23 protein-coding genes are annotated in these 22517 nt (G+C 59.8%); 12 read left to right on the top strand and 11 right to left on the bottom strand.

Annotation, left to right across the window (positions count from 1 at the left end; genetic code table 11):
• Positions 1-185 precede the first annotated feature (185 nt).
• Positions 186-716 carry a glyoxalase superfamily protein gene (locus PSH84_RS21160; RefSeq protein WP_122565736.1) on the top strand — a complete coding sequence of 177 codons (531 nt, stop codon included), beginning with the start codon at positions 186-188 and terminating at the stop codon, positions 714-716.
• Positions 717-799: 83 nt separating this feature from the next.
• On the opposite strand, the gene PSH84_RS21165 is transcribed toward PSH84_RS21160, so the two are convergent.
• Positions 800-1099 (bottom strand): hypothetical protein, encoded by a 300-nt coding sequence (locus PSH84_RS21165; protein ID WP_305467370.1) that lies wholly within the window; start codon positions 1097-1099, stop codon positions 800-802.
• 215 nt (positions 1100-1314) lie between these two features.
• Here PSH84_RS21165 and PSH84_RS21170 point away from each other — a divergent pair, with 215 nt between their 5' ends.
• Complete coding sequence (locus PSH84_RS21170) at positions 1315-1629, top strand: immunity protein CdiI family protein (RefSeq protein WP_305467371.1); 315 nt, start codon at positions 1315-1317, stop codon at positions 1627-1629.
• A gap of 79 nt (positions 1630-1708) precedes the next feature.
• Here PSH84_RS21170 and PSH84_RS21175 read toward each other — a convergent pair whose 3' ends face one another.
• Positions 1709-2095 carry an Imm41 family immunity protein gene (locus tag PSH84_RS21175; RefSeq protein ID WP_163006704.1) on the bottom strand — a complete coding sequence of 129 codons (387 nt, stop codon included), beginning with the start codon at positions 2093-2095 and terminating at the stop codon, positions 1709-1711.
• Positions 2096-2225: 130 nt separating this feature from the next.
• Here PSH84_RS21175 and PSH84_RS21180 point away from each other — a divergent pair, with 130 nt between their 5' ends.
• Positions 2226-2696, top strand: a complete 471-nt coding sequence (locus tag PSH84_RS21180; RefSeq protein ID WP_122565740.1) for a hypothetical protein — start codon at positions 2226-2228, stop codon at positions 2694-2696.
• Between the two features lie 247 nt (positions 2697-2943).
• The gene (locus PSH84_RS21185; RefSeq protein ID WP_305481747.1) at positions 2944-3378 is read left to right on the top strand and encodes an SMI1/KNR4 family protein; all 435 of its coding nucleotides are present in this window, start codon (positions 2944-2946) and stop codon (positions 3376-3378) included.
• An 829-nt stretch (positions 3379-4207) separates the two neighbouring features.
• Here the strand turns inward: PSH84_RS21185 and PSH84_RS21190 are convergent.
• The 7 genes from PSH84_RS21190 to PSH84_RS21220 form a co-directional block, all read right to left on the bottom strand.
• Complete coding sequence (locus PSH84_RS21190; RefSeq protein WP_122565742.1) at positions 4208-4726, bottom strand: hypothetical protein; 519 nt, start codon at positions 4724-4726, stop codon at positions 4208-4210.
• 255 nt (positions 4727-4981) lie between these two features.
• Positions 4982-5425, bottom strand: coding sequence for an HIT family protein (locus PSH84_RS21195; protein WP_122565743.1), 444 nt, complete (start codon positions 5423-5425; stop codon positions 4982-4984).
• Positions 5426-5680: 255 nt separating this feature from the next.
• Positions 5681-6058: a response regulator gene (locus PSH84_RS21200; protein WP_240998428.1), complete on the bottom strand. Its 378-nt coding sequence runs from the start codon at positions 6056-6058 to the stop codon at positions 5681-5683.
• A gap of 20 nt (positions 6059-6078) precedes the next feature.
• Positions 6079-8262, bottom strand: coding sequence for a PAS domain-containing sensor histidine kinase (locus tag PSH84_RS21205; protein WP_305481748.1), 2184 nt, complete (start codon positions 8260-8262; stop codon positions 6079-6081).
• 193 nt (positions 8263-8455) lie between these two features.
• Positions 8456-9286 (bottom strand): amidohydrolase family protein, encoded by an 831-nt coding sequence (locus tag PSH84_RS21210; RefSeq protein ID WP_305467379.1) that lies wholly within the window; start codon positions 9284-9286, stop codon positions 8456-8458.
• Positions 9287-9314: 28 nt separating this feature from the next.
• On the bottom strand, positions 9315-10604 hold the full coding sequence (locus PSH84_RS21215) for an MFS transporter (RefSeq protein ID WP_305467380.1): 1290 nt from the start codon (positions 10602-10604) through the stop codon (positions 9315-9317).
• A 134-nt stretch (positions 10605-10738) separates the two neighbouring features.
• A complete protein-coding gene (locus PSH84_RS21220; protein ID WP_122565748.1) occupies positions 10739-11470 on the bottom strand; it encodes a GntR family transcriptional regulator in 732 nt (243 codons plus the stop codon).
• A 384-nt stretch (positions 11471-11854) separates the two neighbouring features.
• Between PSH84_RS21220 and PSH84_RS21225 the strand changes: the two genes are divergently transcribed.
• From PSH84_RS21225 to PSH84_RS21235, 3 genes are all read left to right on the top strand, one after another.
• Complete coding sequence (locus PSH84_RS21225) at positions 11855-13198, top strand: OprD family porin (RefSeq protein ID WP_305481749.1); 1344 nt, start codon at positions 11855-11857, stop codon at positions 13196-13198.
• 15 nt (positions 13199-13213) lie between these two features.
• Positions 13214-13366, top strand: a complete 153-nt coding sequence (locus PSH84_RS21230) for a hypothetical protein (protein ID WP_305467382.1) — start codon at positions 13214-13216, stop codon at positions 13364-13366.
• Between the two features lie 167 nt (positions 13367-13533).
• Positions 13534-14097 carry a GNAT family N-acetyltransferase gene (locus tag PSH84_RS21235; RefSeq protein ID WP_122565755.1) on the top strand — a complete coding sequence of 188 codons (564 nt, stop codon included), beginning with the start codon at positions 13534-13536 and terminating at the stop codon, positions 14095-14097.
• Positions 14098-14150: 53 nt separating this feature from the next.
• Here PSH84_RS21235 and PSH84_RS21240 read toward each other — a convergent pair whose 3' ends face one another.
• On the bottom strand, positions 14151-15062 hold the full coding sequence (locus PSH84_RS21240; protein ID WP_305481750.1) for a universal stress protein: 912 nt from the start codon (positions 15060-15062) through the stop codon (positions 14151-14153).
• 104 nt (positions 15063-15166) lie between these two features.
• Positions 15167-16417, bottom strand: coding sequence for an MgtC/SapB family protein (locus tag PSH84_RS21245; protein ID WP_122565757.1), 1251 nt, complete (start codon positions 16415-16417; stop codon positions 15167-15169).
• 259 nt (positions 16418-16676) lie between these two features.
• On the opposite strand from PSH84_RS21245, the gene PSH84_RS21250 reads away from it, so the two are divergent.
• The 5 genes from PSH84_RS21250 to PSH84_RS21270 all read left to right on the top strand — a co-directional run bounded on the left by PSH84_RS21250 (position 16677) and on the right by PSH84_RS21270 (position 22471).
• Positions 16677-17600, top strand: coding sequence for a universal stress protein (locus PSH84_RS21250; RefSeq protein WP_305467385.1), 924 nt, complete (start codon positions 16677-16679; stop codon positions 17598-17600).
• A gap of 59 nt (positions 17601-17659) precedes the next feature.
• Positions 17660-20407, top strand: a complete 2748-nt coding sequence (locus PSH84_RS21255; RefSeq protein WP_305481751.1) for a cation-transporting P-type ATPase — start codon at positions 17660-17662, stop codon at positions 20405-20407.
• A gap of 25 nt (positions 20408-20432) precedes the next feature.
• Positions 20433-20870, top strand: a complete 438-nt coding sequence (locus PSH84_RS21260) for a YeeE/YedE family protein (RefSeq protein WP_305481752.1) — start codon at positions 20433-20435, stop codon at positions 20868-20870.
• 2 nt (positions 20871-20872) lie between these two features.
• Positions 20873-21292: a DUF6691 family protein gene (locus PSH84_RS21265; protein WP_122565761.1), complete on the top strand. Its 420-nt coding sequence runs from the start codon at positions 20873-20875 to the stop codon at positions 21290-21292.
• An 87-nt stretch (positions 21293-21379) separates the two neighbouring features.
• Complete coding sequence (locus PSH84_RS21270) at positions 21380-22471, top strand: ArsO family NAD(P)H-dependent flavin-containing monooxygenase (protein ID WP_305481753.1); 1092 nt, start codon at positions 21380-21382, stop codon at positions 22469-22471.
• Positions 22472-22517: the final 46 nt, after the last annotated feature.

The following is a 22517-nucleotide window of genomic DNA, read 5'->3' on the forward strand; positions in this document are numbered from 1 at the left end:
TGCAACCGGGAGAACTTTCGCTGGCGGGAGCCGCTGTGTATCATCAGCGCGGGCTGATGCTGCCCGCCGCTCGCTTCCGAAAGGAAAGGTGAAAGCATTTCTTCTCTTCCCAGATCCTATCGCATCTCTTGAGAGTCGAGGTTTGGCAACGCGAGCACCAAAATGCCTCGACTACAGGAGGAACGATGTTTTCAATCGAACAAGCCAAGCAGATGGCCAAGAGGCTGCGTGCCTCGCTAGAGTCGCGCAATCAAGCATTGACTCACTCCACGGCTCTGGAAACAGTAGCGCACCAGTTGGGCTACAAGGACTGGAACACTGCGTCAGCGATGCTTTCCCAGGAAGATACCCAACCCGCCATTACATTCGACAAAGCCATCCCGATATTGCGGATGTTTGACGAAACCAAGGCGCGCGAGTTCTATCTTGATTTTCTTGGTTTCAGCGTCGAATTCGAGCACCGATTCGAAGCTGATCTACCGCTGTACCTAGGTATCAGCCGAAACGGTCTGCAGGTCCATCTTTCCGAACATCATGGCGATGCTAGCCCGGGATCGACGATATTTGTCCCGATGCAAAACATCGAACTGCTCCGGGACGAATTACAGAGCAAACGATACGGATACGGACGTCCGGATATTGTTCAACAGGGCTGGGGCCAAGTTCTGGAAGTGTATGACCCATTCGGCAACCGAATTCGGTTCTGCCAAAGCTGATCCTAGTTTGCGGGCTGGGGAGACCCAGTCCGCTTTGGTTCGACTGCCGCCCTTAGTGACTGGCAGCAATCGGCCATAAGCGGTCATCTAGGTTGAGCGTTATCCGGATTGATTTTGTCTTCGACGTCAAATCTACTCAACAATGCGGCTCCATCCGAAACACCAAGAATCTGATCAATTGCACATATTTTCTGGGTCGCACACTCGAGTTGAAAGTCAGCGTTGCCGTATGCAGCCTCCGCCTCATTGTGGAGCGCATAGGCCATATGGGCCGCGACACGGACGCTCATTGGAGCATCTACATCACTGCCCAGATAATCAGCAAGCAACGTCCTGATCTCTATTAGTGCAAGCGCGAGTAGCCTGGTTTGAGCAGTCTGCATAAACGTATCCCGGGTAACACAACGAATTTGCGAACGGACTTCGCAAGGTTACATAAACTTTCAGATTGTCAAAAGCGAAAGGCCGTTATGGGTCGATAGCTGCCGGACGTGGATGAGCGCTTTCGACCCGAAGCTGCCTTTCAGCCCAAACGAAGAGCCAAAAAAGCCATAATGACCCAGGGTCTGATTCTTCTCGCTGGATGTCAGGAGTGCACATGGCTGAACGGTTTCGCATACGGTTGATGTTTGAGTGGGGAGGCGGTGCATTGTGGTGCGGGAATCAGGTCGCTTTAGCAAGATTCTCGGTGGGATCAATCGAAGAGAAACTGCCATTGAGCGCCACTACTCTCGAGAGGCTGAGTGTAATGACACGCTGGCACGACACCGCCTTGAACTGGGAATACCCACCAGATCCAAGTCCTTGGAATGCGGCCGAATATACGGAATTTGACGACGCTGCCGAGGCTCTGCTTGCGGCTATCCAAGAGGAGCTAGGTGCCGAGTTTGAAGTAGTCTATGAAAGGCTCTAGATGTTTATTCTCGGCACGCGCAAGGCTGGCCGAGGAGCGGTTGATTGACATCAGCGATCATTAACCCCGTCCGGTCAGATTACGGGCCACCTACGAGCCACGGATTGGGTTCGTCAAAGCGAGCCGGTGTCGCCATTTTTCCAGCGAAGAAACCCTCAAACACCAAGTGGAATCTCTCGCGGAAATCGTAGATCTGCTTTCTTTTCAGGTTTCGGATCTTGAAGCGATCCTTCCGATCAAAGTGGCAACCGAATAGCAGAGAACTGTAGCTGAATATCTCGAACACCCTATGTGAGAGTGCCTGACTGAAGCTTGTTTCTGTTGCGATTTTATAGAGTGCCCACTCCAGCAGCCAGTATTCTTCACGATCCCAGAGTCCCGCTTCGTGTAATCGTCCGATGAACGAGGCGTCTTCGTATGCTTCGCTCCCAACGAAATTTCTTGCGATCACAGCGTGCGGATCCATGTTAAGCATTTCCATATCGGATAAGGTCGACAGCGTACCGAGGTGCCCGCTCTCGGACAATCTAAAGCACAACTTCCGCGCCCTACATAGCGGAGCGGTTGGCTAGCCATTCACCCATGGAGCCCAGGAAATGCAGGTTTTTGAAATTTTACCGCTCGAGGCTATTGGTCCTGTTCGTCTTGGCGCTGCACGCGCTACAGCGAGGCAAAAAATGGCTGCCATCGGATTCCCTCTCGAGCATTCCCAGGACCGCGTCGATTATTTTTGCGAGTCCTGCGTGCAGGTTTCCCACGGGCCGAACGATGAAGTACGCTTCATTGGTGTCTCCGGAAACCCGAACGTCACGTTCATGTTCAAGGGAGTCGATATCTTTGCGAACTCTGCCACACATGTATTTTCAGTGATGGCTGCTTCGGACAATTCCGGCCAGCACGAATTCTCATCCTATGAATACCTGTTTCCAAACCAAATCCTGACGCTATGGGATGCGGATGAACAATATGACCGCCAAGGAGGAGAAAGCCGTGAAGTCTGGGGTCAGGTCGGCATCGGAACCAGCGCTTACATGGCAGCCATTCGCGCCATCAAGACAGGCATGTGAATGGATCCCGATTGAATGAGAGATGGTTTACAGGGCCATCTTCGAGCAAAACGCGACCCGTTGGGAACGGCAGTTTTCGGCCAGGAGCAGACATTCAGTTCAGAGTGATTGGCATCGACAATCGGCAGTCTCTCGCGTGTTGACACTCGTCTAAACCAGCTTAAGATACGTTTTTAAACGGCCGGAAAGCTGCGAAAAACTCCAAACCTTTGACTGCCCTACTATCTGATACGGAGAATCTGTCACTTTGAGTTATGGACAAGATGTTGCAGTTGTTGAGGCCTTTCAAAGGCTTGCGCAATCAATTGGCATTGAGTTTCCAGAGCGCCTCGCGACTCTAATGGGAATTGCACATACAGGAACGGCATCACTGAGTAGCCTTGAAGATTTTCTATGGCTTGATGCCGAACAGGCCGGGCGAGAAATCAATGAGTGGCTTAATCCTGATGACCAGCAAGGTCGAACCTTTCTTCCCTTTGCGGCTACAGGCGGCGGTGAGCCTTACTGCGTGGTGCGATTGGAAAACGGCGCTTCGGGGATTGCTCAAGTACTTCATTTTGCACAGCCATCCTCATTGGCCTACGGCGATGTCTCTTCGTTCGTGACAAGGGAGTACGTGCGCGTCGCTAGGGATCTATCTTGGCTACCGCCTAAAGCAGACTTCAGTTTTGCACTGAAGTGAAGTAGCATTAATCCAAGCCGCCCTACTACCCGCAGATTATTCACTTCTTGAGGCCCTGTTCAGTCGGGCAGTGTGTGGCTATGAACTACCAGGCTGGGCCTCGAAGTACTCCGAAAACTGTCCAAGCCTTTATTTCTCAAGAAGAAGAGGAATCTCTAGCCGCCCGACTGCGCCATCCGAACCCAATTGAATTCGAAGCTATTCGTGCCTGGATGCGCTAATTGTCCATTTCGTGCTCGGTGCCTAAAAATGGGCAAGTTATTGACCAATCATTGACTGCCATGAAGGGCCGCAATGGGTCGGAAGCAGCCCTTCGCTTCCGACCCGATCCATCTTGGGGAAAATGGAATCTATTCCACCGGACGCTTACCTAGGGTCGATGACATCCAGCTAACGTCAGTCGGGTCCGCCACTGCTCGCGACTAAACGAAGTGGGGTGGCGGCTGTGCGCAGGTTAGTCGACCGGGACGTTAGGAAACCGGCGCACCCGAAAGTGCCCTGCGCACAGCCACCATAAAATCAGCGAGAAAATCGTGGCCTGACTTCAAGGAGACCTTGCGCCTAACGAGATACCGAGCGACTAAACCCGACCGCTGAATTGGCAGCGGTGGACAAAGACTAGGTACCGAAATCAGCAGGCGCAAGGGACTGGAATTTTCTAGGAAATGTCCTGCAAGTCAATGGGTAATATTCGCTCCGTCAATTCCTACAAACTCGTTTAACCGTTCCACCACCGAAACAGGTTGCAACGTTTGTCCAGCTCTAACGCCCTTTCCGGAGAGATCACAACTCCTATCGCAATCGCATAAATCCGATCGGACGTACCGCTTTACTTAATCTCAACCAATCGCACTGCCTGTGACCCGTCCAGGGATAGGTGAATCACGGCGGCCCGGCTCGGAAAATTCGGCGCATCCTCATCGGTGTTCTCCATCACGGGAATGTCGATCAGGGTCTGCTCACCGGTCGGGTCGCTGACCAATTTGGCATCGAGGTTGTCGATGGCCCGCCAGCTGTCGCCACCGATGCGCATCACGTCCAGCAGGCTGTAGTGCGGCACGCCCTCTTCGTTCTCCTCGGGCGTGAAGGCGGCTAGGTATTGGCTGTAGTTGTTGCCCATGCCGAAACCCTCGATGGTGAAAACCGCAAGGGTGACCTGACTGTCCTCGCCGGTGTCCAGGGTCTGCATCAGTGTCGCTTCGGGATAGCCGGTGGCATAGCTGTCCTTGATGAGCGCGACCAGGTGCCCAATCTGTTCTTCCAGGGCTTTTGGAACGGGTTTCGGTTCAGCGGCGTTAACCAAGGTGCAGGTAAAAAATAAGGCAGCGGTCAGAAAGCGCAATTTCATGGAAGTGAAGTCCGGGGGTGTCGGGAGGTCCGCGCGCAATGGTAGCGGTTGGAAAAGGAATTGGGTGGCGAATTGTTGATGGGTTTTGTGGTGGGGTGCACAACCTTTGTTCGCGAAAGCGGTGGGTCAGTTAGCATCAATGTTGGATGTACTGCCGCTATCGCGAGCAAGCTCGCTCCCACACTGGAAACCGGGACAACCGCCATTGTCTATCCATCCGAAATCCCCGTGGGAGCGAGCTTGCTCTGCCCGGCGTCAGGCCTCTGAGCGGATACGTTCGACCAGGCGGGCCTGGAGTTTTTCCAGCTCCTCGGGATCGGCCTTGCCCCGGCCATGCACGCCCGCCTCCTCACCTTCCCAGCGCGGGATGATGTGCACATGAATGTGATAGACCGTTTGCCCGGCCACCGCACCATTGAACTGCGCGACCTGGACCCCGTCCGGCTGCAACTCGTCCACGATAATCCGCGTCAGGCGTTGCACGGCAGCCATCATCGCGCCCAGGACGGCGGGTTCGACTTCGAGGATGTTTCGCGCCTGGGAGGCTTTAGGGATGACCAGGACATGGCCGCGCGATTGCGGAAAGAGATCCAGGAAGGCCAGCACATCGGCGTCTTCGTAAATCTTGTAGCACGGCGCATCGCCGCGCAGGATCAGCGCAAAGATGTTCTGTGGATCGTAATGACCGTGGAGACTCATGTTCACTCCTTGAATGGGTTTGGAGAAGTGGGTTGCCGGTAAGAGATTTAGCACAGTCCAGCGGCAACGTCTCGTAGGCCTGCTTGAAGGTCAGGGCTCGGCTTGCTGGGAATGGTGTTGTATCAGTGGGTGATGTATTGCCTGTGCCACCGTCATCGCGAGCAAGCCCGCTCCCACAGAGGATTTGTGGTGGTCACTCAGTCACTGTCCACCGCCGGTCATTGTGGGAGCGAGCTCGCTCGCGATGGCGGCGGGTCAGTTGGCATCAGTGCTGGATGCCAGGCCGCTTTCACGGGTTTTCTTCAGCGTGACGGCGATTTTCTGCCGCAATTGGTTCTCCGAAAACGGCTTGTGCAGGACCGGGCACCCGGCGTATTCCGCTGGCAGCCCGCTAGCGCCGTATCCGGTGCTGAATAGAAAGGGGATTTGGCGACCGCGAAGAATGTCGGCCACCGGGTACACGCGCTCGCCGGCCAGGTTGACGTCCAGGATCGCCAGGTCCACCTGCACCGAGCCGGCGATTTCACATGCAGTCGCGAGCCGGGCGACCGAGGCCACCACTTCGCACCCGAATTCCTCCAGCATCTCCTCGATCAACAGGGCAATCGCGCCTTCGTCTTCGACGACCAGCACCCTGGTTCCAGCCAATGGGATCATGCCCCAGCCGCTCCAATCAGGAACGCAAAGCGACAGCAAACGCCCTGTGGGGCGTAGGTAAGGTCAAACGTGCCGCCCAAGTCGCGCTCGATGCAGCGTTTCATCAGGCGCGAACCCAGCCCTTCCCGCTCCGGCGGGGAGACCAGCGGCCCTCCACGCTCGTGCCAGTCAAGAGTAAGCAGCGTCCCGTCCGCTTGAGTTTGCAGGTGCCATGTGACGGCTAGCGTCCCCGTCTCGACCGACATGGCCCCGTACTTGAGCGCGTTGATCGCCAATTCATTGAGGGTCATCGTGAGGTTGAGCGCCACGCGAGTGCCGACGTCCACGGCCGCCCCTTCGATCACGACACGGCCCGGCTCACGCCCAAAGACCGGTAGCAGCACTTCATGGGCCAGGGTGTCGAGCGGCGTCTGGCCCCAATGGCGCTTGGTCAAGAGGTCGTGTGCCCGCGACAACGCCAAAAGCCTTGCCTCGAAACGCCTGTAGCCGTCCTTCGCATCCTCGGCATTGCGCGCGGTCTGGGCCGCCAGCGATTGCACCGTGGCCAGGGTGTTCTTGACCCGGTGATTGAGCTCATCGATCAGCGTCTTCTGCCGGCTTTCCGCCTGCTTTCGTTCGGAAATATCGACCAGCATGTTGATGGCACCCACCAGGTTTCCATCGGCATCATGCAAAGGCGTGGGAAACGGCGTGAACGGTACACGGCTGCCATCGGGCCGTTCTGCGATCGCCTCGACGCCGCGTATCGGCCGGTTTTCCTTCAGCGCCACCGCCATCGGGCATTGATCGTGGGGCAGTGCGGTTCCGTCGGTATTGAACAGCTTCCAGGTCACACACCACATGTCACCCAATTGCGGTGTGCGCCCCGACAGTTCGACAGCGGCGCGATTGTAGAACGTGATGCGCCCTTCGGCGTCGGTGGTGTACACCGCGGCAGGCAATGCTTCGAGCAGATTGCGCATGTGCCGTTCGCTTTCGCGGATCTGGTTTTCCATCCGCCGCGCCAGCGTGACGTCCTGCAGCACCCGCACGCCATAACGAAACGTACCGTTGGCGTCCCTCACCGACGAGCTGTGGATGTCGAGGTAGACCACCTCGCCATCGGGCTTCAGAGCGCGCTTGCGCAGCACGTAGTTATCCAGTTCACCGGCCACCTGGCGGGCGTACAACTGCGCATCCTGCGGGATGCAGTCCGGGTGGGTGTAGTCCAGGAATGTCATCGACAGGAGCTCTTCCCGCGACCGGCCCAGCATGTTGCACAGGGCGTCGTTCACCCGGAGCAAGCGACCGTCGGTATCGGCTTCGGAAATCCCGATGGTCACCGCCTCATAGGTCGCCGAAAGCCGGTCATCGCTCTCCTGGCGCGCCGCCTCGGCCGCATGGACGCAGCTTCTGTCGATGGTAAAACAACGGGTGTTGAAGAGTTTTCCGTCCTCGAAGCGTCCGTTTGAAGTGATCGTGACATGTTTGATCGAGCCGTCTTTGGCCCTCAGGCGCGCCGGATAGCTCTCCAGGCAATCGCCACTGCCCAGCTTGGTGAGGATGTCGCCAATAACAGGTTCGTCGACATGAAACTCAGTGATGTGCCGCCCGATGTATTCTTCTGCGCGATAGCCCAGCAGCGCCAGCTCCGCCTTGTTGGCGCGCAGGATGATGCCCTCGCCACTGACGATATGCAGGCCCACCGCACTGTTTTCGAAGAAGTCTTCCAGGTCGGCACTCTTGCGCCGAAGTTCCTCGGCCATGGCATGGTGTGCCGAAACATCCTGGAAGCAGTTGATCACCCCTTGAATGACGCCCCAACGATCCCTGAGAGCGCGGATGTTCATCAGCGCCACGAACCGCGAGCCATCCGGACGTTGGATGATCACTTCCTGGTTGCGCGACGCAACGCCCGTATCGAGCGCCGAGGCCGTCGGGCAGTGTTCGAATGCCAGCGGCGTACCGTCGGCCTGGAACAATCGATGGGCGCCGCAAAAACGGGCGCCGTTCTCTCCGAGTGCTGGCGCCCTGCCCCACAGCTCCGCCGCCTCGCTGTTGTACCGCACGAGCCACCCCTGACGATCGCAGAGGTACACCGCACCGGGAATGGCATCGAGCGCGCTCATTCCCATCGCGATCAAGCTTTCGTACTCACTCGGCGCCTGTGTTTGCGTGGGTAGCTCTTCAATGTTCGACATCAGTCATCCTCAAACCGCCTGGCTGAAGCACCCTCGCTGTCCTTCGCGCCAGGGCCATCGCCCGGGTCGGTGGTTTCAGCTCGCAGAATCCCTTTTAAAGGCCGATACGGCGACTGCTCACAGGGCTTCAATGGAGTCTAGATCGCTATTCATCGGACGAGTTCAGGAAAATCGACGCCATGACCTTCGCGCCTCAAAACTTGAAGAGTGCCTGGGGTGCCTGGACCATTAACGCATGCATCAGCGACGCCGAACACTCCAACGCGCGCAACTGCGCCATGACCGTCTCGAAGCCCACATGTTCTTCATGCTGGGTGTGCGGCCAATCGCTGCCCCACACCAGCCGTTCGGGGCCGAAACTGCGCTCCAGCAAGGCCAACGAGGCGCAGGCGAATTCAAGGTTGCGCGGGGCCGTTGCGCCCAACCGATAGATACCGGACACCTTCATCCACACCTGCCCGCCCTGCCCCAGCGCCATCAATTGAGCAAAGCCAGGTTGATCCAGCCCCAAACGCGCATCCGGGCGACCGAAATGATCGACCACCAACTTGAGGCCCCATGGCAACAGCTGAGCCATCAACCCCGGCAAGTCCACCAGGTTGGCATGCAACTCGACATGCCAATCCAGTTCCGCGATGTGACCCAAAAAACCGTTCCAGGCGGCGTCACGAAAATCAGGCAGGGCCTTGCCCATCAGATTCAAGCGCACCCCGACCACGCCCAGCCGGGCCATGTCGTCCAGCTCGGCGCGGCTGACGTCTCGCTCCACCACCACGACCCCGCGCAACTGCTCCGGTGCTTGCCGTAGCGCGGCCAGCAGGTAGCGGTTATCGGTGCCGAGAAAGCTCGGCTGCACCAACACGCCATGGCTCAAGCCGTGGGCGTGCAGGTGGCTCAGGTATTGAGCGAGCGTGGCGTCATAGCCGGGTGTGTAGCGCCGGACAGCGGCCAGTTCCAGATCACGACTGAACACGTGGGCGTGGCAGTCAATGCCGGTGATCGGTTTAGTACAGGTATCAGGCATGAGGCTCATCTATCGACAATAAGGAAAATCAGGCCCGGGCGCCCTGGCTGTCACGTTCAACCACAGGCGCCGATGCAGCCGTGGCTTCCAAGCTGCGGCCACGGGTTTCCGGCAGGCACAGCGCTGCGATCACCGCCACGCCGTAGGCAATCCCGGCGTCGATGCCAATGGCCGAGCCCAAGGACATGGAGTCGCTCATGTGGCCGACCAGGAACGGGAACACCGCCGAGAGCACCCGGCCGAAGTTGTAGCAGAACCCCACGCCGGCGCCGCGCACATCCGCCGGGTACAACTCGTTGAAAAACGCCCCGAGGCTCGCCGGAATACCGGCCGCGAAGAAGCCGAGCGGGAACCCCAGGAACAGCATCTGGGTGTTGCTCAACGGCAGGAACACATAACACTGCACCGTGACCACGCAGCACAGCGCGAACAACACGATGTTTTTCCGGCGACCAATGCGATCGATCAACAGGCCACTGACCACGCAGCCGCACCAGAAGGCGAAGATGATCACCGCCAGGTAGCCGCCGGAGTTGAGCACCGACAGGTTGCGCTCGGTCTTGAGGAAGGTCGGCAGCCAGGTCATCACAGCGTGGTAACCGCCGTGCGCACCCAGGCCCAGCAACCCGCCGAACAAGGTCACACGGATCAACTCGGGACGAAAGATGCCGGCCAGGGATTTGAAGAAACTCTGCGGAATGACATTGTCTTTTTTCAGGCGCTGGAAACTGTCGGGCTCTTCAACGTTGCGGCGCACCCAGATGATCAGGAACGACGGCAGCAGACCCACGACGAACATCACCCGCCAGGCCATGTCCTGCGGTACGAGGGAGTAGATCAGCGTGAAGACGCCGACCGCCAGCCCCCAACCCACCGCCCAGGCGCTCTGTACGGTGCCCATGACCTTGCCGCGGTACTTGGGGTTGATGGTCTCGGCCATCAACACCGCGCCGGCGGCCCATTCCCCGCCGATCCCGAAGCCCTGCAGGGCCTTGACGATCAACAGTTGGTGGAAGCCGGTGACGAACGCCGACAGGAAGGTGAAGAACGAAAACCACAAGATCATCCATTGCAGCGTGCGCACCCGACCGTAGCGGTCCGACAGCGTCCCGCCGACCCAACCGCCAATGGCCGAAGTGACCAAGGTCACGCCGCTGACCAACCCGGCATCGCCCTTGGTCAGGGCGAACGCGGCGATCAACGCCGGTATCGCCAGGCCGAACATCTGTACTTCCAAGGCATCGAGCGACCATCCGCCGAAACAGGCCCAAAACGTTTTGCGCTCCCGCGCAGTGACTTGGCGATACCAACTGAACATGCTTCTTATCCTTGTAAGTGGAACGAAAGGCAGCCGAGAGCGAACCGCGCCGCTACAGGGCCAGTCATGGCAAACAAAAAACGATAAGGACAGCGGCGACCGACTCGCCGCTGAACGCCCCTAGCCGGGCTGCGTCAGCGAATTTCCACGCTGTAGCGGAAGTGCTCGGCATGCCCGCGAGAGCGTCGCCACTCCAGAGGGTTGCCGGCGTAGTCCCGCGCCAGGCGCTCGATCACCACCACAGGGCTGTTGACCGGCACCTGCAGCAATCTTGCATGCACCTCATTCACCGATTCGGCGGTGAGGGTTTCTTCGGCATAGGCAACAACCTGGCCGCAGACTTCTTCATAGATGGGGTAAAGCAACGGGCCTTTTTGACTCAGGTCGATTTCGAGCAAGGCTTGGAAGCGATTACGGGGCAACCAGATTTCTTCGGCGAGCACCGGCTTCACGTCCAGCAGACGCACCCGCACCAGGCGGATCACTGGCGCATCCACCGGCAATCCCAGCGCCTGGGCTACCGCCGAAGGCGCGGCCACCGGTTCCACGGACAAGATGCGGCTCTCGGGAACCCGGCGTTCGCCTGAAGCGCTTTGAAAACGGAAGAAACGGAACAGCGACGATTGAAACTGCGGTCGACGAATGAAGGTGCCGCGCCCCTGCTGACGCTCCAGGACGCCCTCGCTGACCAGCGCATCGATGGCCTTGCGCACCGTACCGGTCGACAACTGGTATTCGGCTGAGAGTACCGCCTCAGTAGGAATCGCCTCCCCCGGACGCCAGCGGTTATTGGCGATCTGTTCAGCCAATTGGTCGCGCAGACGTTGATACAGCGGCAGGCGGACATCACTGGAGAGAGATTTCATTGACCTTATTCACCTTGTTATCTAGTCATATATATGAATATGCAGGCAAGTATTTGCTGAAGGTCGATTGCTTGTCAAGAATGCGCAGGCTAGCTGATTGACAAAGGGTCTCCAGCAGCGAGGCAACGCCTGTTTTTAACAGCGCAAGCCATTGAATTTCACTCGTTCATCGGCACCTTCGCTGTCCGTTGATAAAGCCCGCACTGCGTTGGGGCAATGCCCGGCCCTGCAGCTGAACGCAATTAACAACGTTTAACTCGCACGCCCACGCTGCACGCCCAAGAATGAAGCCCTCTGTTCAGAGCTGTTTTTTCAAGCGGGAGCTGCTGCCCCACCGCACGGTGCGTCGGGCATTGCCCGCCTAATTTCACATGGAAATGAAGCATGTTGTCTGCACCCCACCACTCAACCGTCGCCCTGAAGCCGATCTGGCTGCTTGCCCTGCTCACAGGCAGCGCCGCACCGGCGATGGCAGCGGAACTCGCGCAAAGCACGCCTGGCTTTCTCGACGGGGCAACGCTGGAAGTCCTCAGCCGCAACTTCTACCTCAACAATGACAATCGCTCCCCGACCCCGGCCGGCAAAAGCTACAAACAGGAATGGGCCCAGGGCTTCATCGCCTCGTTCGAGTCCGGCTTCACCCCGGGCACGATCGGCGTAGGTATTGATGTCCACGGTTTCCTGGGGTTGAAGCTGGACGGCGGCAAGGGGCACTCCGGAACGGGATTATTGCCCTTGGATGAGGACGGGCGAAGCGAAGACCAGTATTCCAGCGCGGGTGGCGCGCTGAAACTCAACGCCTCACGCACCACCCTGACCATCGGCGAAATGACCGTGGAAAGTCCGGTATTCGACACCGCAGACAAGCGCCTGCAACCGGAATACGCCAGCGGCCTGCTGGTCACCAGCCGCGAGTTCGAAGGGGTCGACCTGCAGGCGGGTCACTTCAGCGCGTTCAAGAATCAGGATGCCTCGACCGGCAAGGGTGACTTTTCCGGTTACGGGGCGACGACGCGCAACGGCGCCATCGACTTCATTGGCGCCGACCTGCTCACCGGCCAAGCCCTGGGCGGTGCGCTCTACGCCTCCGAACTGAGTGACACCTGGCGCCAGTACTACGCCAACCTGCATACCACCCTTGGCGATCTGTTCCTCGACGGCAACCTCTACCACACCCGCGACTATGGCAAGGCCGTCGCCGGGGCCATCGACACCACAGCCTATAGCCTGAGTGGCAAATACCGGCTCAATGCCCAGGCGTTCACCCTGGCCTATCAGAAAATCAACGGCGACACGCCCTTCGATTTCGTCGGCGGCGACTCCATCTACCTGGCCAACTCGATCAAATATGCCGACTTCAACGGCCCGGGCGAGCGCTCATGGCAAGCACGCTACGACCTCGACCTGGGCACCTTGGGCATCCCCGGCCTGAGCTTCATGGCCCGCTATGTGACTGGACGCGGGATAGACGGCAGCCATGCCCCCCAAGGCGGTGCCTACAACCCGTTCGATGCGGATACCGGCAGCTACCGTCCACAACAAGGGGACGGCGGACGCCATTGGGAGCGCGACCTGGACCTGCACTACATCGTGCAGTCAGGCCCGGCCAAGGACCTGTCGCTACAACTGTCCCATGTCACCCATCGCGCCAACAGCAGCCAGGGCGGCGATGACATCGACCGGCTGTATATCGTCGTCCAGTACCCGCTCAAGCTGGGGCCGTTCTGATCAAACAATGTCGGGATGGAATCCTGGAAAAACTGGCCCATCTGCCGGGGCATCGCCCACCTGCACCAGGAGGAACTGGTGGACATGCATGGGCGCACTATCACCATTCTGGACTTGCCCGGCCTCAAGCAAAAAGTCGCGGATTGCCATCGTCATGCGGAACTGTAATGCCTGCTTCGCATGACATCTGATCTACGGCAAGACAGGGCAATCGACAGACGGATACGTAAGCACTGATCCAGATCAGATTCGGTCGCCGTGACGGGGCGTAGAACAGTATCGAATGCGTAGCTTTTCGTCGCACCGCACGTGCACATCCGAGGGAGGATCGCACCATGCTCACTGTCAAAGACCACAACGAACGCGCCGCTGCCCTGTATGCCAGCATCAGTGGCAAGCACTGGATCCAGGCACTCAAGGACGGCCGGCATGTCTTGATCCGGCCACTCAGGGAGCAGGATCGCCAGCGCGAATACGACTTCATCATGCGCCTGTCACCGGAGTCCCGGCACATGCGCTTCCTGGCGCAGATCAATGAGCCAGGCGCGGCGCTGCTCGATAATCTGATGGATGTCGACTGCAAGACGCGCATGGCCTACATCGCCCTGGTCCATGACAACGGCGAGTTGATCGAGATCGGTGTCAGCCGCTATTGCGCGACCCAGGAACACGAATGCGAGTGTGCAGTGACCGTCGCCGACCCTTGGCAGCACCTGGGGCTGGGGACATTGTTGATGGAGCACCTGATCGACACCGCGCGTAAAAATGGCTATCGCCAGATGTATTCCGTCGACGCGGCCAGCAATGCCCCGATGCGCGACTTGGCCCATAGCCTGGGTTTTGAAACCCACAGCGATCCCGACGACACCCGGCAGGTCATCCACCGACTCTACATCTAGCCCGGGACGCTGGCGCGAGGCCGTACCAAGGCTTCACGCCAGCGTTGGTTGCGTCACGCTTGCGGCTTGATCGCCAACACGCTGCAAGGCGCCCGTTGCAGCAGGAGCTCGGCGGTGGTGCCCAGGCGTTTGTCCAGGCCACGATGTGCCGTGGTCCCCATGACGATGACATCGATCTGATGATCGGTGGCGAACGTGCAAATGCTGTTTACCGGTGCCCCTTCGATGAAGTGACGCAGCTGCGGTGCGACCCCATGCCGCTCGGCCAGGGACTCGAACACCTCATGTTGTGCCTGGCCCAGTGCTTCATAGAGCCCGGTGGCCAGAGGCAGCGCACCAATGCCCATGTCCGAGGCGTAGACAGCCGTCCAATCGAAGGCGTGCAGCAACTCGACCTGGGCGTTGCATTGTTCCGCCAGTTTGACCGCAGCGTCGACGATCTGGTCGTTGAACACCAGGTCCTGCTCCTCGCTGCGCAGCACATCGACAATCGCCAGGACCCGCCGAGGCCGCGGGTGACTCGAATCCGTGACCAGATGCACCGGCACCGGGCAGTCACGCAGCAAGCGCCAGTCCAGGGGTGTGAAAAAAACCCGTTTCATCACCGGCTCCGGCTGCGCGTCCTTGATGATCAACGCCATCGGCATCTCCTTGACGTACTGCTGCAAGGCTTGAAAGGCATCCTTGCTCCAAACCACCTCGCAGGTCACCTCGACGCCGTGCCGACGCACCAGTTCGGCCTGCTGCCACAGCCAATGCCGATGGGTTTCCAGATAGCCCTCACGCGCTTGCTTGACCTGCTCCGGGGCAAAAAGACCGGCCACCGAGAGCAACTCCAGGTAGTCGATCGCCACGATGTGCAGGGGCAGATCCAGCGCCAGGGCCAACTCGGTGGCGCGGTCGAACGCCGGCGTACGGATCATGGCGTCAGGCGCCAATAGCAACAAACGTTGAGTCTGGGACATGGAACACCTCGGCACGTGGCGACAGCCACCTAGGGGATTGAGGATTCCAGAATGGACGCCTGCCAGAGACAGGACTTGATCTTCATCAAGCGGCCATCATTCATTCAGGCTGGAAAACTCGGAAGCAACAGCCCCGCCCACATTGCCAGCGTTATCAGCACCTGGCCGGGAATCACATAGCCGGCGAACCTTCGCCCGCCACTGAGACAGGCGACGACGCATTTGCTCAGGGAGTTGCTGCTCAGCGCCATCAAGACCGGCACGGCGACACCGTCGAAGGGCAACAACCCGCCCTTGGCCAGGGACGCAATGGAGGCTGTCGAGGCATGGGCGTCGAGCAACCCGCTGAAAATCGCAGTGACGGTCACCCCAGACTGGCCAAACGCATCGAGCATCGCCGACGACAGGACGGTGATACCGGTCATCGCCAGGACCACCGTCAACGCCAGCTTGAGGCTGAAGGCGCCGCCGTGCTTGATCGGTTCATCGGCCCGCGCCCTTGGGCGGGGAAACATCAGCACGCCGGCGTAGAGCAATACCATCAGCATCCCGCACAGCAATGGCCCCCACATCCAACGCAGCAGCACGGGGTCCACGGCCGCGAGGATCAGCCCCATCTGCGCCACTGTCGCCAGGTTGGATAACACTGCCGCGGCGCTCACCACCTTGAGATTGATCGGTTCTTTGGCCGCGATGCCGCCCATGGTCGCGACCGTCACCGTGGCGGAGGCGAACCCAGAGGCAATCGCACTGAGGGCGTAGCCGTAGCGAGTCCCCAGGGTGCGAACCGCGACATGCCCCAACGCCCCCACCGCCATCAGCATGACGGTGAGGGTGCACAGGGTGCGCAGGTTGATTGCGTTATAAGGTCCGAGGAAGCGGTCCGGTGCCAGCGGTAGCACGACCAGCGCGGCGATCAACAGCACCAGGCCATCGCGCATCTCGGTAGCGGTCAACTGCTTGCGGGCAAAGTGGTGCAACGCCTGGCGGCTGGCGAGCAGCCCGGCCATCACCACCCCAATGGCGGTCGCCAGGCCCGGAGCGCTCGCACAGAGCGCGCCCAGTGCCAGTACCGCAAACAAGGCCACTTCGCTGGTGATTCCCGGGTCCTTGTCGAGATTTCGCCAGTAGGCCACGGTCACCAAGGCGCCCAGGGCGAGGGTCATGCCGCCCAGCAACAGGGGACCGCCCGCCTGGATCGCCAGATAGCCGAGCACCGACGTGATGGCGAAGGTGCGCAGGCCGGCGAAGTCGCGCCGGTCGCCCTCGCCTTTGCGGCGTTCGCGCTCAAGCCCTACCAGCAGGCCGATTCCCAGCGCGGCGGCGGCATTGGCGAAGGCCAGGGTTTCAGTCATAGGAACGGCTCTCTGCGCGGCCTGCGGTTGTAGCTGAATCCAGGGCCGCCCGAGCCGGCTGCACTCATGCCCTGGGACGACGGATCATGCTCAAACATAGCGCGATTACCCCGCCGCCGCTGTCCCCCGATGCAACGCATTGAAGTGTGTTTGATGCAAATCAAGTTACCGGGCTCCATGACGCTCATGATCGATGACAGACACTACGCCGCGCGAAACGTCGCCCGGCACCAACAGGTCCTTGCCCGGGAGGTTTGTCATGTCTACGCAATCACGCTTGATGCTGGTGGTCTCGCCACTGATGGAACACAGCCCGGCGTTCGATCGGGCGGCCGCACTGGCCAAGGCCGAAGGCGCGGCGCTGCATATTGTCGCTTTTGACTACCTCGAAGGCCTGGCCACGGCCGGCCTGGTCAACGAGCAAGCACTGGAACAGATGCGCCTGGGCTACATCGAGCGCCATCGGCAGTGGCTGGAGGAACAGGCCAGGCCCCTGCGTAAACTCGGTATCGAGGTCACAACAGAAGTGACGTGGGTGGAGCGTCCCTTGCAAGAGATCCTGGTCCACCTCAAGGAAGCGCCGATGAATGCACTGATCAAGTCAGTGGACCCTGAGTCGTGGTTTTCCCGACTGATGTTCACGCCGCTGGACGTGCATCTGCTACGCGAATGCGAAGTGCCGCTGCACTTCGTCAACAAGGCCGCCCACGCGCGTCCGCGCAAGATCCTGGCGGCTGTCGACCCGTTTCATCAGGACGGACGCTATGAAGGCCTCAATGACCGGATCCTGAGCGAAGCCAACAAGCTGGCCACCCGCTGCGATGCAACGCTGGAAGTCATCTACGCCTACGATCTTTCGTCCATTACCGCCGCTGAATACGGTTTTGGCAACGGTTCGATGTTCTTCTCCTCCACCCTGGCCCGCCAGCTCTACGAGTCTCAGAGTGCGGCCTTCGATGCACTGGCCGAACGCAATGGCATCGCCCCGGACCAGCGACGCATGATCATGGGTGACCCGACCAAGGTGTTGGCGAGCTACGCCGCGTCCCACGACATTGATGTCATCGTCATGGGGCGCGTGCGCTACGGCAGCCTGGACAAGCTGATCGGCAGCACCGTGGAAGGCTTACTGTACAAGATGCCCTGCAGCGTTTGGGTAATTGCGCCGCAGCAGGTTGGCTGAGGCAGACCTGCGTCGATGGCCTGTAGAACAACCGCTCCCTACCCACAGGAACGTGGCTGATGAACCGACCGAGCAATATACCAGCGGCGCACCCGACAATGCCTTCGCAGGGCCTGGCCTGGTACACATTGCCCGCCGAACAGGCACTCAAACACCTTGGTGTCGATGGGCAAGCCGGGCTGGACATCGCCGAAGTCCAGGCCCGGCTTGAGCGTACGGGTTTCAACCGGTTGTCAGCGTCAGCCCGGCGGCCAGCGTGGCGGCGATTTCTGCTGCAGTTTCATAACATCCTGATTTATGTGCTGCTGGGTTCCGCTGCTATCACCGCAACGCTGCAACACCTGTGGGACACGGTGGTCATTCTCGCTGTCGTGGTGGCCAATGCAATCATTGGCTATGTCCAGGAAGGCAAGGCCCAACAGGCCATGGATGCCATCCGCAACATGCTCGCGCCCCGTGCAACGGTGATACGTGCCGGCGAACGCCTGGGCATCGCAGGCGAGGAACTGGTACCCGGCGATATCGTCTTGCTGGAGGCCGGCGACAAAGTCCCGGCGGATCTGCGCCTGCTGCATGCCAATCGGCTACAGGTCCAGGAAGCCATCCTGACCGGAGAATCCGCTCCGGCTGAAAAAAATATCGAACCGGTGCGCATCGAAGCGGCCCTGGGTGATCGTGCCTGCATGGCATTCAGTGGCACCCTGGTGACCTGCGGACAAGCAACAGGGGTCGTTGTCGCCACCGCAACATCGACTGAAATCGGGCGCATCAGCAACCTGTTGTCGGCAGTGGAGCCACTGACAACGCCCCTGACACAGCAAATGGATGTCTTCGCCCGCTGGCTGACGCTATTGATTTTGCTGATCGCCGGCCTGCTACTCGCTTATGGCCACTTTATCGGGGGCTACGTCTTCAGCGAGATATTCATGGTCGTGGTGGGTATGTCGGTCGCAGCCATACCCGAGGGATTGCCCGCCGTACTCACCATCACCCTGGCGGTGGGCGTGCGGGCGATGGCCCATCGCAACGCCATCGTTCGGCGCCTGCCGGCCATCGAAACCCTGGGCTCGGTATCGGTCATCTGTACGGACAAGACCGGCACCCTCACCCGTAACGAAATGATGGTGGCGTCCGTCGTCACCAGTGACCTGACCTTCATGGTCGACGGTGTCGGATATCAGCCTTCGGGCAACATGAACCTTGCCGATCAGTTGATCGATACCTCCCATCACCCGGTGCTGGCCGAACTGGGGCGCGCGACCAGCCTGTGCAATGACGCAAGCTTGAGGCAGCACGAAGACACCTGGAAAGTCGAAGGGGACCCCATGGAAGGCGCACTCCTGGTGTTTTGCGCCAAGGCCGGCATCAACGGCGAAGAGGAACGCGGCACCTGGCCCCGCACCGATGCCATTCCGTTCGACGCCAAACACCGCTTCATGGCGACGCTGCATCACAACCATGAGCGCCAAGCCGCGATTTATGTCAAAGGCGCGCCGGAACAGATTCTGACCATGTGCAAATGCCAACGTAGCAGCACGGGGGCAACGGCACCGCTCGATGCCGACTATTGGCACGCGCAGGCCAATGCCATTGCCCGCAAAGGCCAACGCGTGTTGGCGCTCGCCGTCAGGTCCGTCCCGCCCGAACACGCCATCCTGGAATTTGCCGATGTGCAAGGGACACTGACCTTGCTGGGCCTGGTGGGAATGATCGACCCGCCCCGCCCGGAAACGATCCAGGCGATCAAGCAATGCCAGGCGGCCGGCATTGTCGTGAAAATGATCACAGGGGACCACGCCGGCACCGCCTGCGCCATCGCTGATCAGATCGGCCTGGACAACCCCGACAAGGTACTGACCGGCAACGACTTGGACACCATGAACGATGCCACCCTCAGGGAATCGCTCAAGCAAGTGAACATCTTCGCGCGTACCAGCCCCGAACATAAGCTGCGGCTGGTGACGTCGCTGCAACTCAACGGCATGACCGTGGCGATGACCGGCGACGGCGTCAACGACGCGCCAGCGCTCAAACGCGCCGACGCGGGCATCGCCATGGGCGGCAAAGGCAGTGAAGCAGCCAAAGAAGCCGCGGACCTGGTACTGGCGGACGATAACTTCGCCTCCATCGTGGCCGCTGTGCGTGAAGGCCGGACGGTCTATGACAACATCAAGAAAGTACTGAGCTGGACGTTACCCACCAATGCGGGCGAGACAATGACCCTGATTGTCGCGCTGCTGTTTGGCCTTACATTGCCAGTCACAGCGATACAGATCCTGTGGATCAACCTGATCACCGCCATCACGCTGGGTATCGCGCTGGCGTTCGAACCGACCGAAGACAACACCATGCGCAGGCCGCCGCGCTCACGACAGGAGCCGTTGATCAGCGGTGCATTGGTCTGGCATATGGTGCTCGTTTCCATTCTGTTCCTGTGCGGCGTCTACGGCATTTTTACCTATGCCCTGGACCGAGGCTACCCCGTCGAACTGGCCCGCACCCTGGCGATGAACACTTTGGTCGTGATGGAAATTTTCCATCTGTTCTTTATCCGCAATCTCTACGGCACGTCGCTGACCTGGAAGGGCCTTCGAGGTACGAAGGTTGTGTGGGCGACCGTCACGGTAGTGACCGTAGCCCAGTTCGCCATCACCTACGCGCCACCGCTGCAAGCTGTGTTCGCAACCCAACCGGTCCCCTTCAAGGACGGACTGCTGATCATCGCGGTGGGCATTGCGCTGTTCGCTATCATCGAAATTGAAAAACAGCTTCGACTGCGTTTAACCGAGTCCGATCGTCAACCGTGACGATCACTCCCCCCGGAGAACGCTGATGAATATTGACTGGCTCAACTTTACGCCGTGGTCATCCCTTGCCGGCGGTATGTTGATTGGCTTGGCGGCCAGCCTGTTTGTGGTCGCCAACGGCCGGATCGCCGGCATCAGTGGGCTGATTGGCAGCCTACTGCAGCGTGGTAGCGAAGGGCTGGGCGAGAAGGCTCTGTTTCTCCTTGGCCTGCTCGTCGCGCCGCTGTCATGGGGCGTGTTTGCGACGTTGCCACCCATCGAGTTTCAGAGCGGCTGGTTCGGCCTCACTGTCGCGGGCCTGTTGGTGGGGGTCGGCACTCGTTACGGTTCGGGCTGCACCAGTGGCCATGGTGTCTGTGGTCTATCACGCCTTTCACCGCGTTCGATTGTCGCCACGGCGTGTTTCATCCTCAGCGGTTTCGCCACGGTATTTGTCCTGCGGCGTCACGTGATAGGGGTTTGAACATGCGCAAACTGACGGCATTCATCGCAGGCCTGCTCTTTGGCTTCGGCCTGCTCCTGGCAGGCATGACCGATCCGAAAAAAGTTTTGGGTTTCCTGGACTTGGCCGGTGCCTGGGATCCGTCTCTGGCGTTGGTGATGATCGGCGCGATTGGCACCGCCATTGTCCCGCTGGCCTGGGCGCGCCAACAGACTCATTCGCTGCTGGGCGGCTCCATGCAGTTGCCGCTCAAGCGAGAACTGGACCTACGCCTGATCGGTGGCAGCCTGGTGTTTGGTATCGGATGGGGCATCGCCGGCATCTGCCCCGGCCCCGCCGTGGCCATCATGCTGACCGGGCACTGGCAAGCCTTTGTGTTCATGCTGGCCATGTTGGCGGGCATGTTGTTGTTCACCGCGCTGGAAACCCGGCGCAACCATTGATCGGGAGATTGCCATGAAAACCAACATGGGAACCCTGGGAGTCCTGCAACGGACTCTCTTCCTGTCTTAACCAAAGGATTCAGCCTCATGTCCCGCTCACACCCCGATACATTTGACGTAGTCATCATCGGTGGCGGCCAAGCGGCCTTGGCGGTGGCCTATTTCCTGCGACGCACGCCTCTCTCGTTCGTCATCCTCGACGCCCAGGAAGAACCCGGTGGTGCCTGGCGCCATGGTTGGAACTCGCTACGACTCTTTTCCCCGGCGACCTGGAGTTCGATCCCCGGCTGGATGATGCCCCCCACGCAGGATGGCTATCCGTCGCGAAACCATGTGATCGACTATCTAAAGCAGTACGAACAGCGCTATCGATTTCCAGTGGAGCGGCCCGTGCAGGTCACCCGCGTGGAACACACCGAAACGGGCTTGCGAGTACATGCCCCGGATAGGCACTGGGACGCCCGGGTCGTGGTCAGCGCAACGGGCACCTGGAGCAACCTCTACATCCCTCATTACCCTGATGCGGCCTTGTTCGCTGGTCAGCAACTGCATTCGGCGGACTATGTCGAGGCGTCCCCTTTCGCCGGCAAGGAAGTCCTGGTGGTGGGCGGCGGCAATTCAGGGGCGCAGATTCTGGCCGAGGTGTCGAAAGTCGCCGAGACCACTTGGGTTACTCCCGTCGAGCCGCTGTTCCTTCCCGACGACGTGGATGGGCGCGTGTTGTTCGAGCGCGCCACCGAACGCTGGAAGGCCGAGCAGGAAGGTCGCGTCATTGGCCAACCCGTGGGAGGTTTGGGCGACATCGTGATGGTGCCACCGGTTGTCGAGGCCCGTGAACGCAACGTCCTTCAGGCCGTCAGGCCTTTCGAGCGCTTTACCCGCAACGGCGTGATCTGGGCCGACGGCCGCGAATCGGCCGTGGACGTGGTGATCTGGTGCACCGGATTCAGGCCCGCCCTGCAGCATCTGGATGCGCTGGGAGTGCTCAACGACGACGGCCGTGTGGAGGTCGAGGGTACTCGCTCGATACAAGAGCCCAGGCTGTGGCTGGTCGGCTACGGCGAGTGGACGGGATCGGCTTCAGCCACGCTGATCGGCGTTACACGCACCGCACGCAGCACGGTCGGCGAGATAGTCGCTTTGCTCACCGAACCATCCACCGCCGATTCGCCCGCTTGAACCACCCACCCAGACCGGCAAACTGTCATGACGCCGGGAACGTTGA

The sequence above is a fragment of the Pseudomonas beijingensis genome (assembly GCF_030687295.1).
In the GTDB taxonomy this organism is placed as follows: Bacteria; Pseudomonadota; Gammaproteobacteria; order Pseudomonadales; family Pseudomonadaceae; genus Aquipseudomonas; species Aquipseudomonas beijingensis.

What these genes read in the sequence shown, in the direction of transcription:
- PSH84_RS21160 (WP_122565736.1), top strand. Translation starts at nt 186, where the DNA reads ATGTTTTCAATCGAACAAGCCAAGCAGATGGCCAAGAGGCTGCGTGCC.
- PSH84_RS21165 (WP_305467370.1), bottom strand. Translation starts at nt 1,099, where the DNA reads ATGCAGACTGCTCAAACCAGGCTACTCGCGCTTGCACTAATAGAGATC.
- PSH84_RS21170 (WP_305467371.1), top strand. Translation starts at nt 1,315, where the DNA reads ATGGCTGAACGGTTTCGCATACGGTTGATGTTTGAGTGGGGAGGCGGT.
- PSH84_RS21175 (WP_163006704.1), bottom strand. Translation starts at nt 2,095, where the DNA reads ATGGATCCGCACGCTGTGATCGCAAGAAATTTCGTTGGGAGCGAAGCA.
- PSH84_RS21180 (WP_122565740.1), top strand. Translation starts at nt 2,226, where the DNA reads ATGCAGGTTTTTGAAATTTTACCGCTCGAGGCTATTGGTCCTGTTCGT.
- PSH84_RS21190 (WP_122565742.1), bottom strand. Translation starts at nt 4,726, where the DNA reads ATGAAATTGCGCTTTCTGACCGCTGCCTTATTTTTTACCTGCACCTTG.
- PSH84_RS21195 (WP_122565743.1), bottom strand. Translation starts at nt 5,425, where the DNA reads ATGAGTCTCCACGGTCATTACGATCCACAGAACATCTTTGCGCTGATC.
- PSH84_RS21205 (WP_305481748.1), bottom strand. Translation starts at nt 8,262, where the DNA reads ATGTCGAACATTGAAGAGCTACCCACGCAAACACAGGCGCCGAGTGAG.
- PSH84_RS21210 (WP_305467379.1), bottom strand. Translation starts at nt 9,286, where the DNA reads ATGCCTGATACCTGTACTAAACCGATCACCGGCATTGACTGCCACGCC.
- PSH84_RS21215 (WP_305467380.1), bottom strand. Translation starts at nt 10,604, where the DNA reads ATGTTCAGTTGGTATCGCCAAGTCACTGCGCGGGAGCGCAAAACGTTT.
- PSH84_RS21220 (WP_122565748.1), bottom strand. Translation starts at nt 11,470, where the DNA reads ATGAAATCTCTCTCCAGTGATGTCCGCCTGCCGCTGTATCAACGTCTG.
- PSH84_RS21225 (WP_305481749.1), top strand. Translation starts at nt 11,855, where the DNA reads ATGTTGTCTGCACCCCACCACTCAACCGTCGCCCTGAAGCCGATCTGG.
- PSH84_RS21230 (WP_305467382.1), top strand. Translation starts at nt 13,214, where the DNA reads ATGGAATCCTGGAAAAACTGGCCCATCTGCCGGGGCATCGCCCACCTG.
- PSH84_RS21235 (WP_122565755.1), top strand. Translation starts at nt 13,534, where the DNA reads ATGCTCACTGTCAAAGACCACAACGAACGCGCCGCTGCCCTGTATGCC.
- PSH84_RS21240 (WP_305481750.1), bottom strand. Translation starts at nt 15,062, where the DNA reads ATGTCCCAGACTCAACGTTTGTTGCTATTGGCGCCTGACGCCATGATC.
- PSH84_RS21245 (WP_122565757.1), bottom strand. Translation starts at nt 16,417, where the DNA reads ATGACTGAAACCCTGGCCTTCGCCAATGCCGCCGCCGCGCTGGGAATC.
- PSH84_RS21250 (WP_305467385.1), top strand. Translation starts at nt 16,677, where the DNA reads ATGTCTACGCAATCACGCTTGATGCTGGTGGTCTCGCCACTGATGGAA.
- PSH84_RS21255 (WP_305481751.1), top strand. Translation starts at nt 17,660, where the DNA reads ATGAACCGACCGAGCAATATACCAGCGGCGCACCCGACAATGCCTTCG.
- PSH84_RS21260 (WP_305481752.1), top strand. Translation starts at nt 20,433, where the DNA reads ATGAATATTGACTGGCTCAACTTTACGCCGTGGTCATCCCTTGCCGGC.
- PSH84_RS21265 (WP_122565761.1), top strand. Translation starts at nt 20,873, where the DNA reads ATGCGCAAACTGACGGCATTCATCGCAGGCCTGCTCTTTGGCTTCGGC.
- PSH84_RS21270 (WP_305481753.1), top strand. Translation starts at nt 21,380, where the DNA reads ATGTCCCGCTCACACCCCGATACATTTGACGTAGTCATCATCGGTGGC.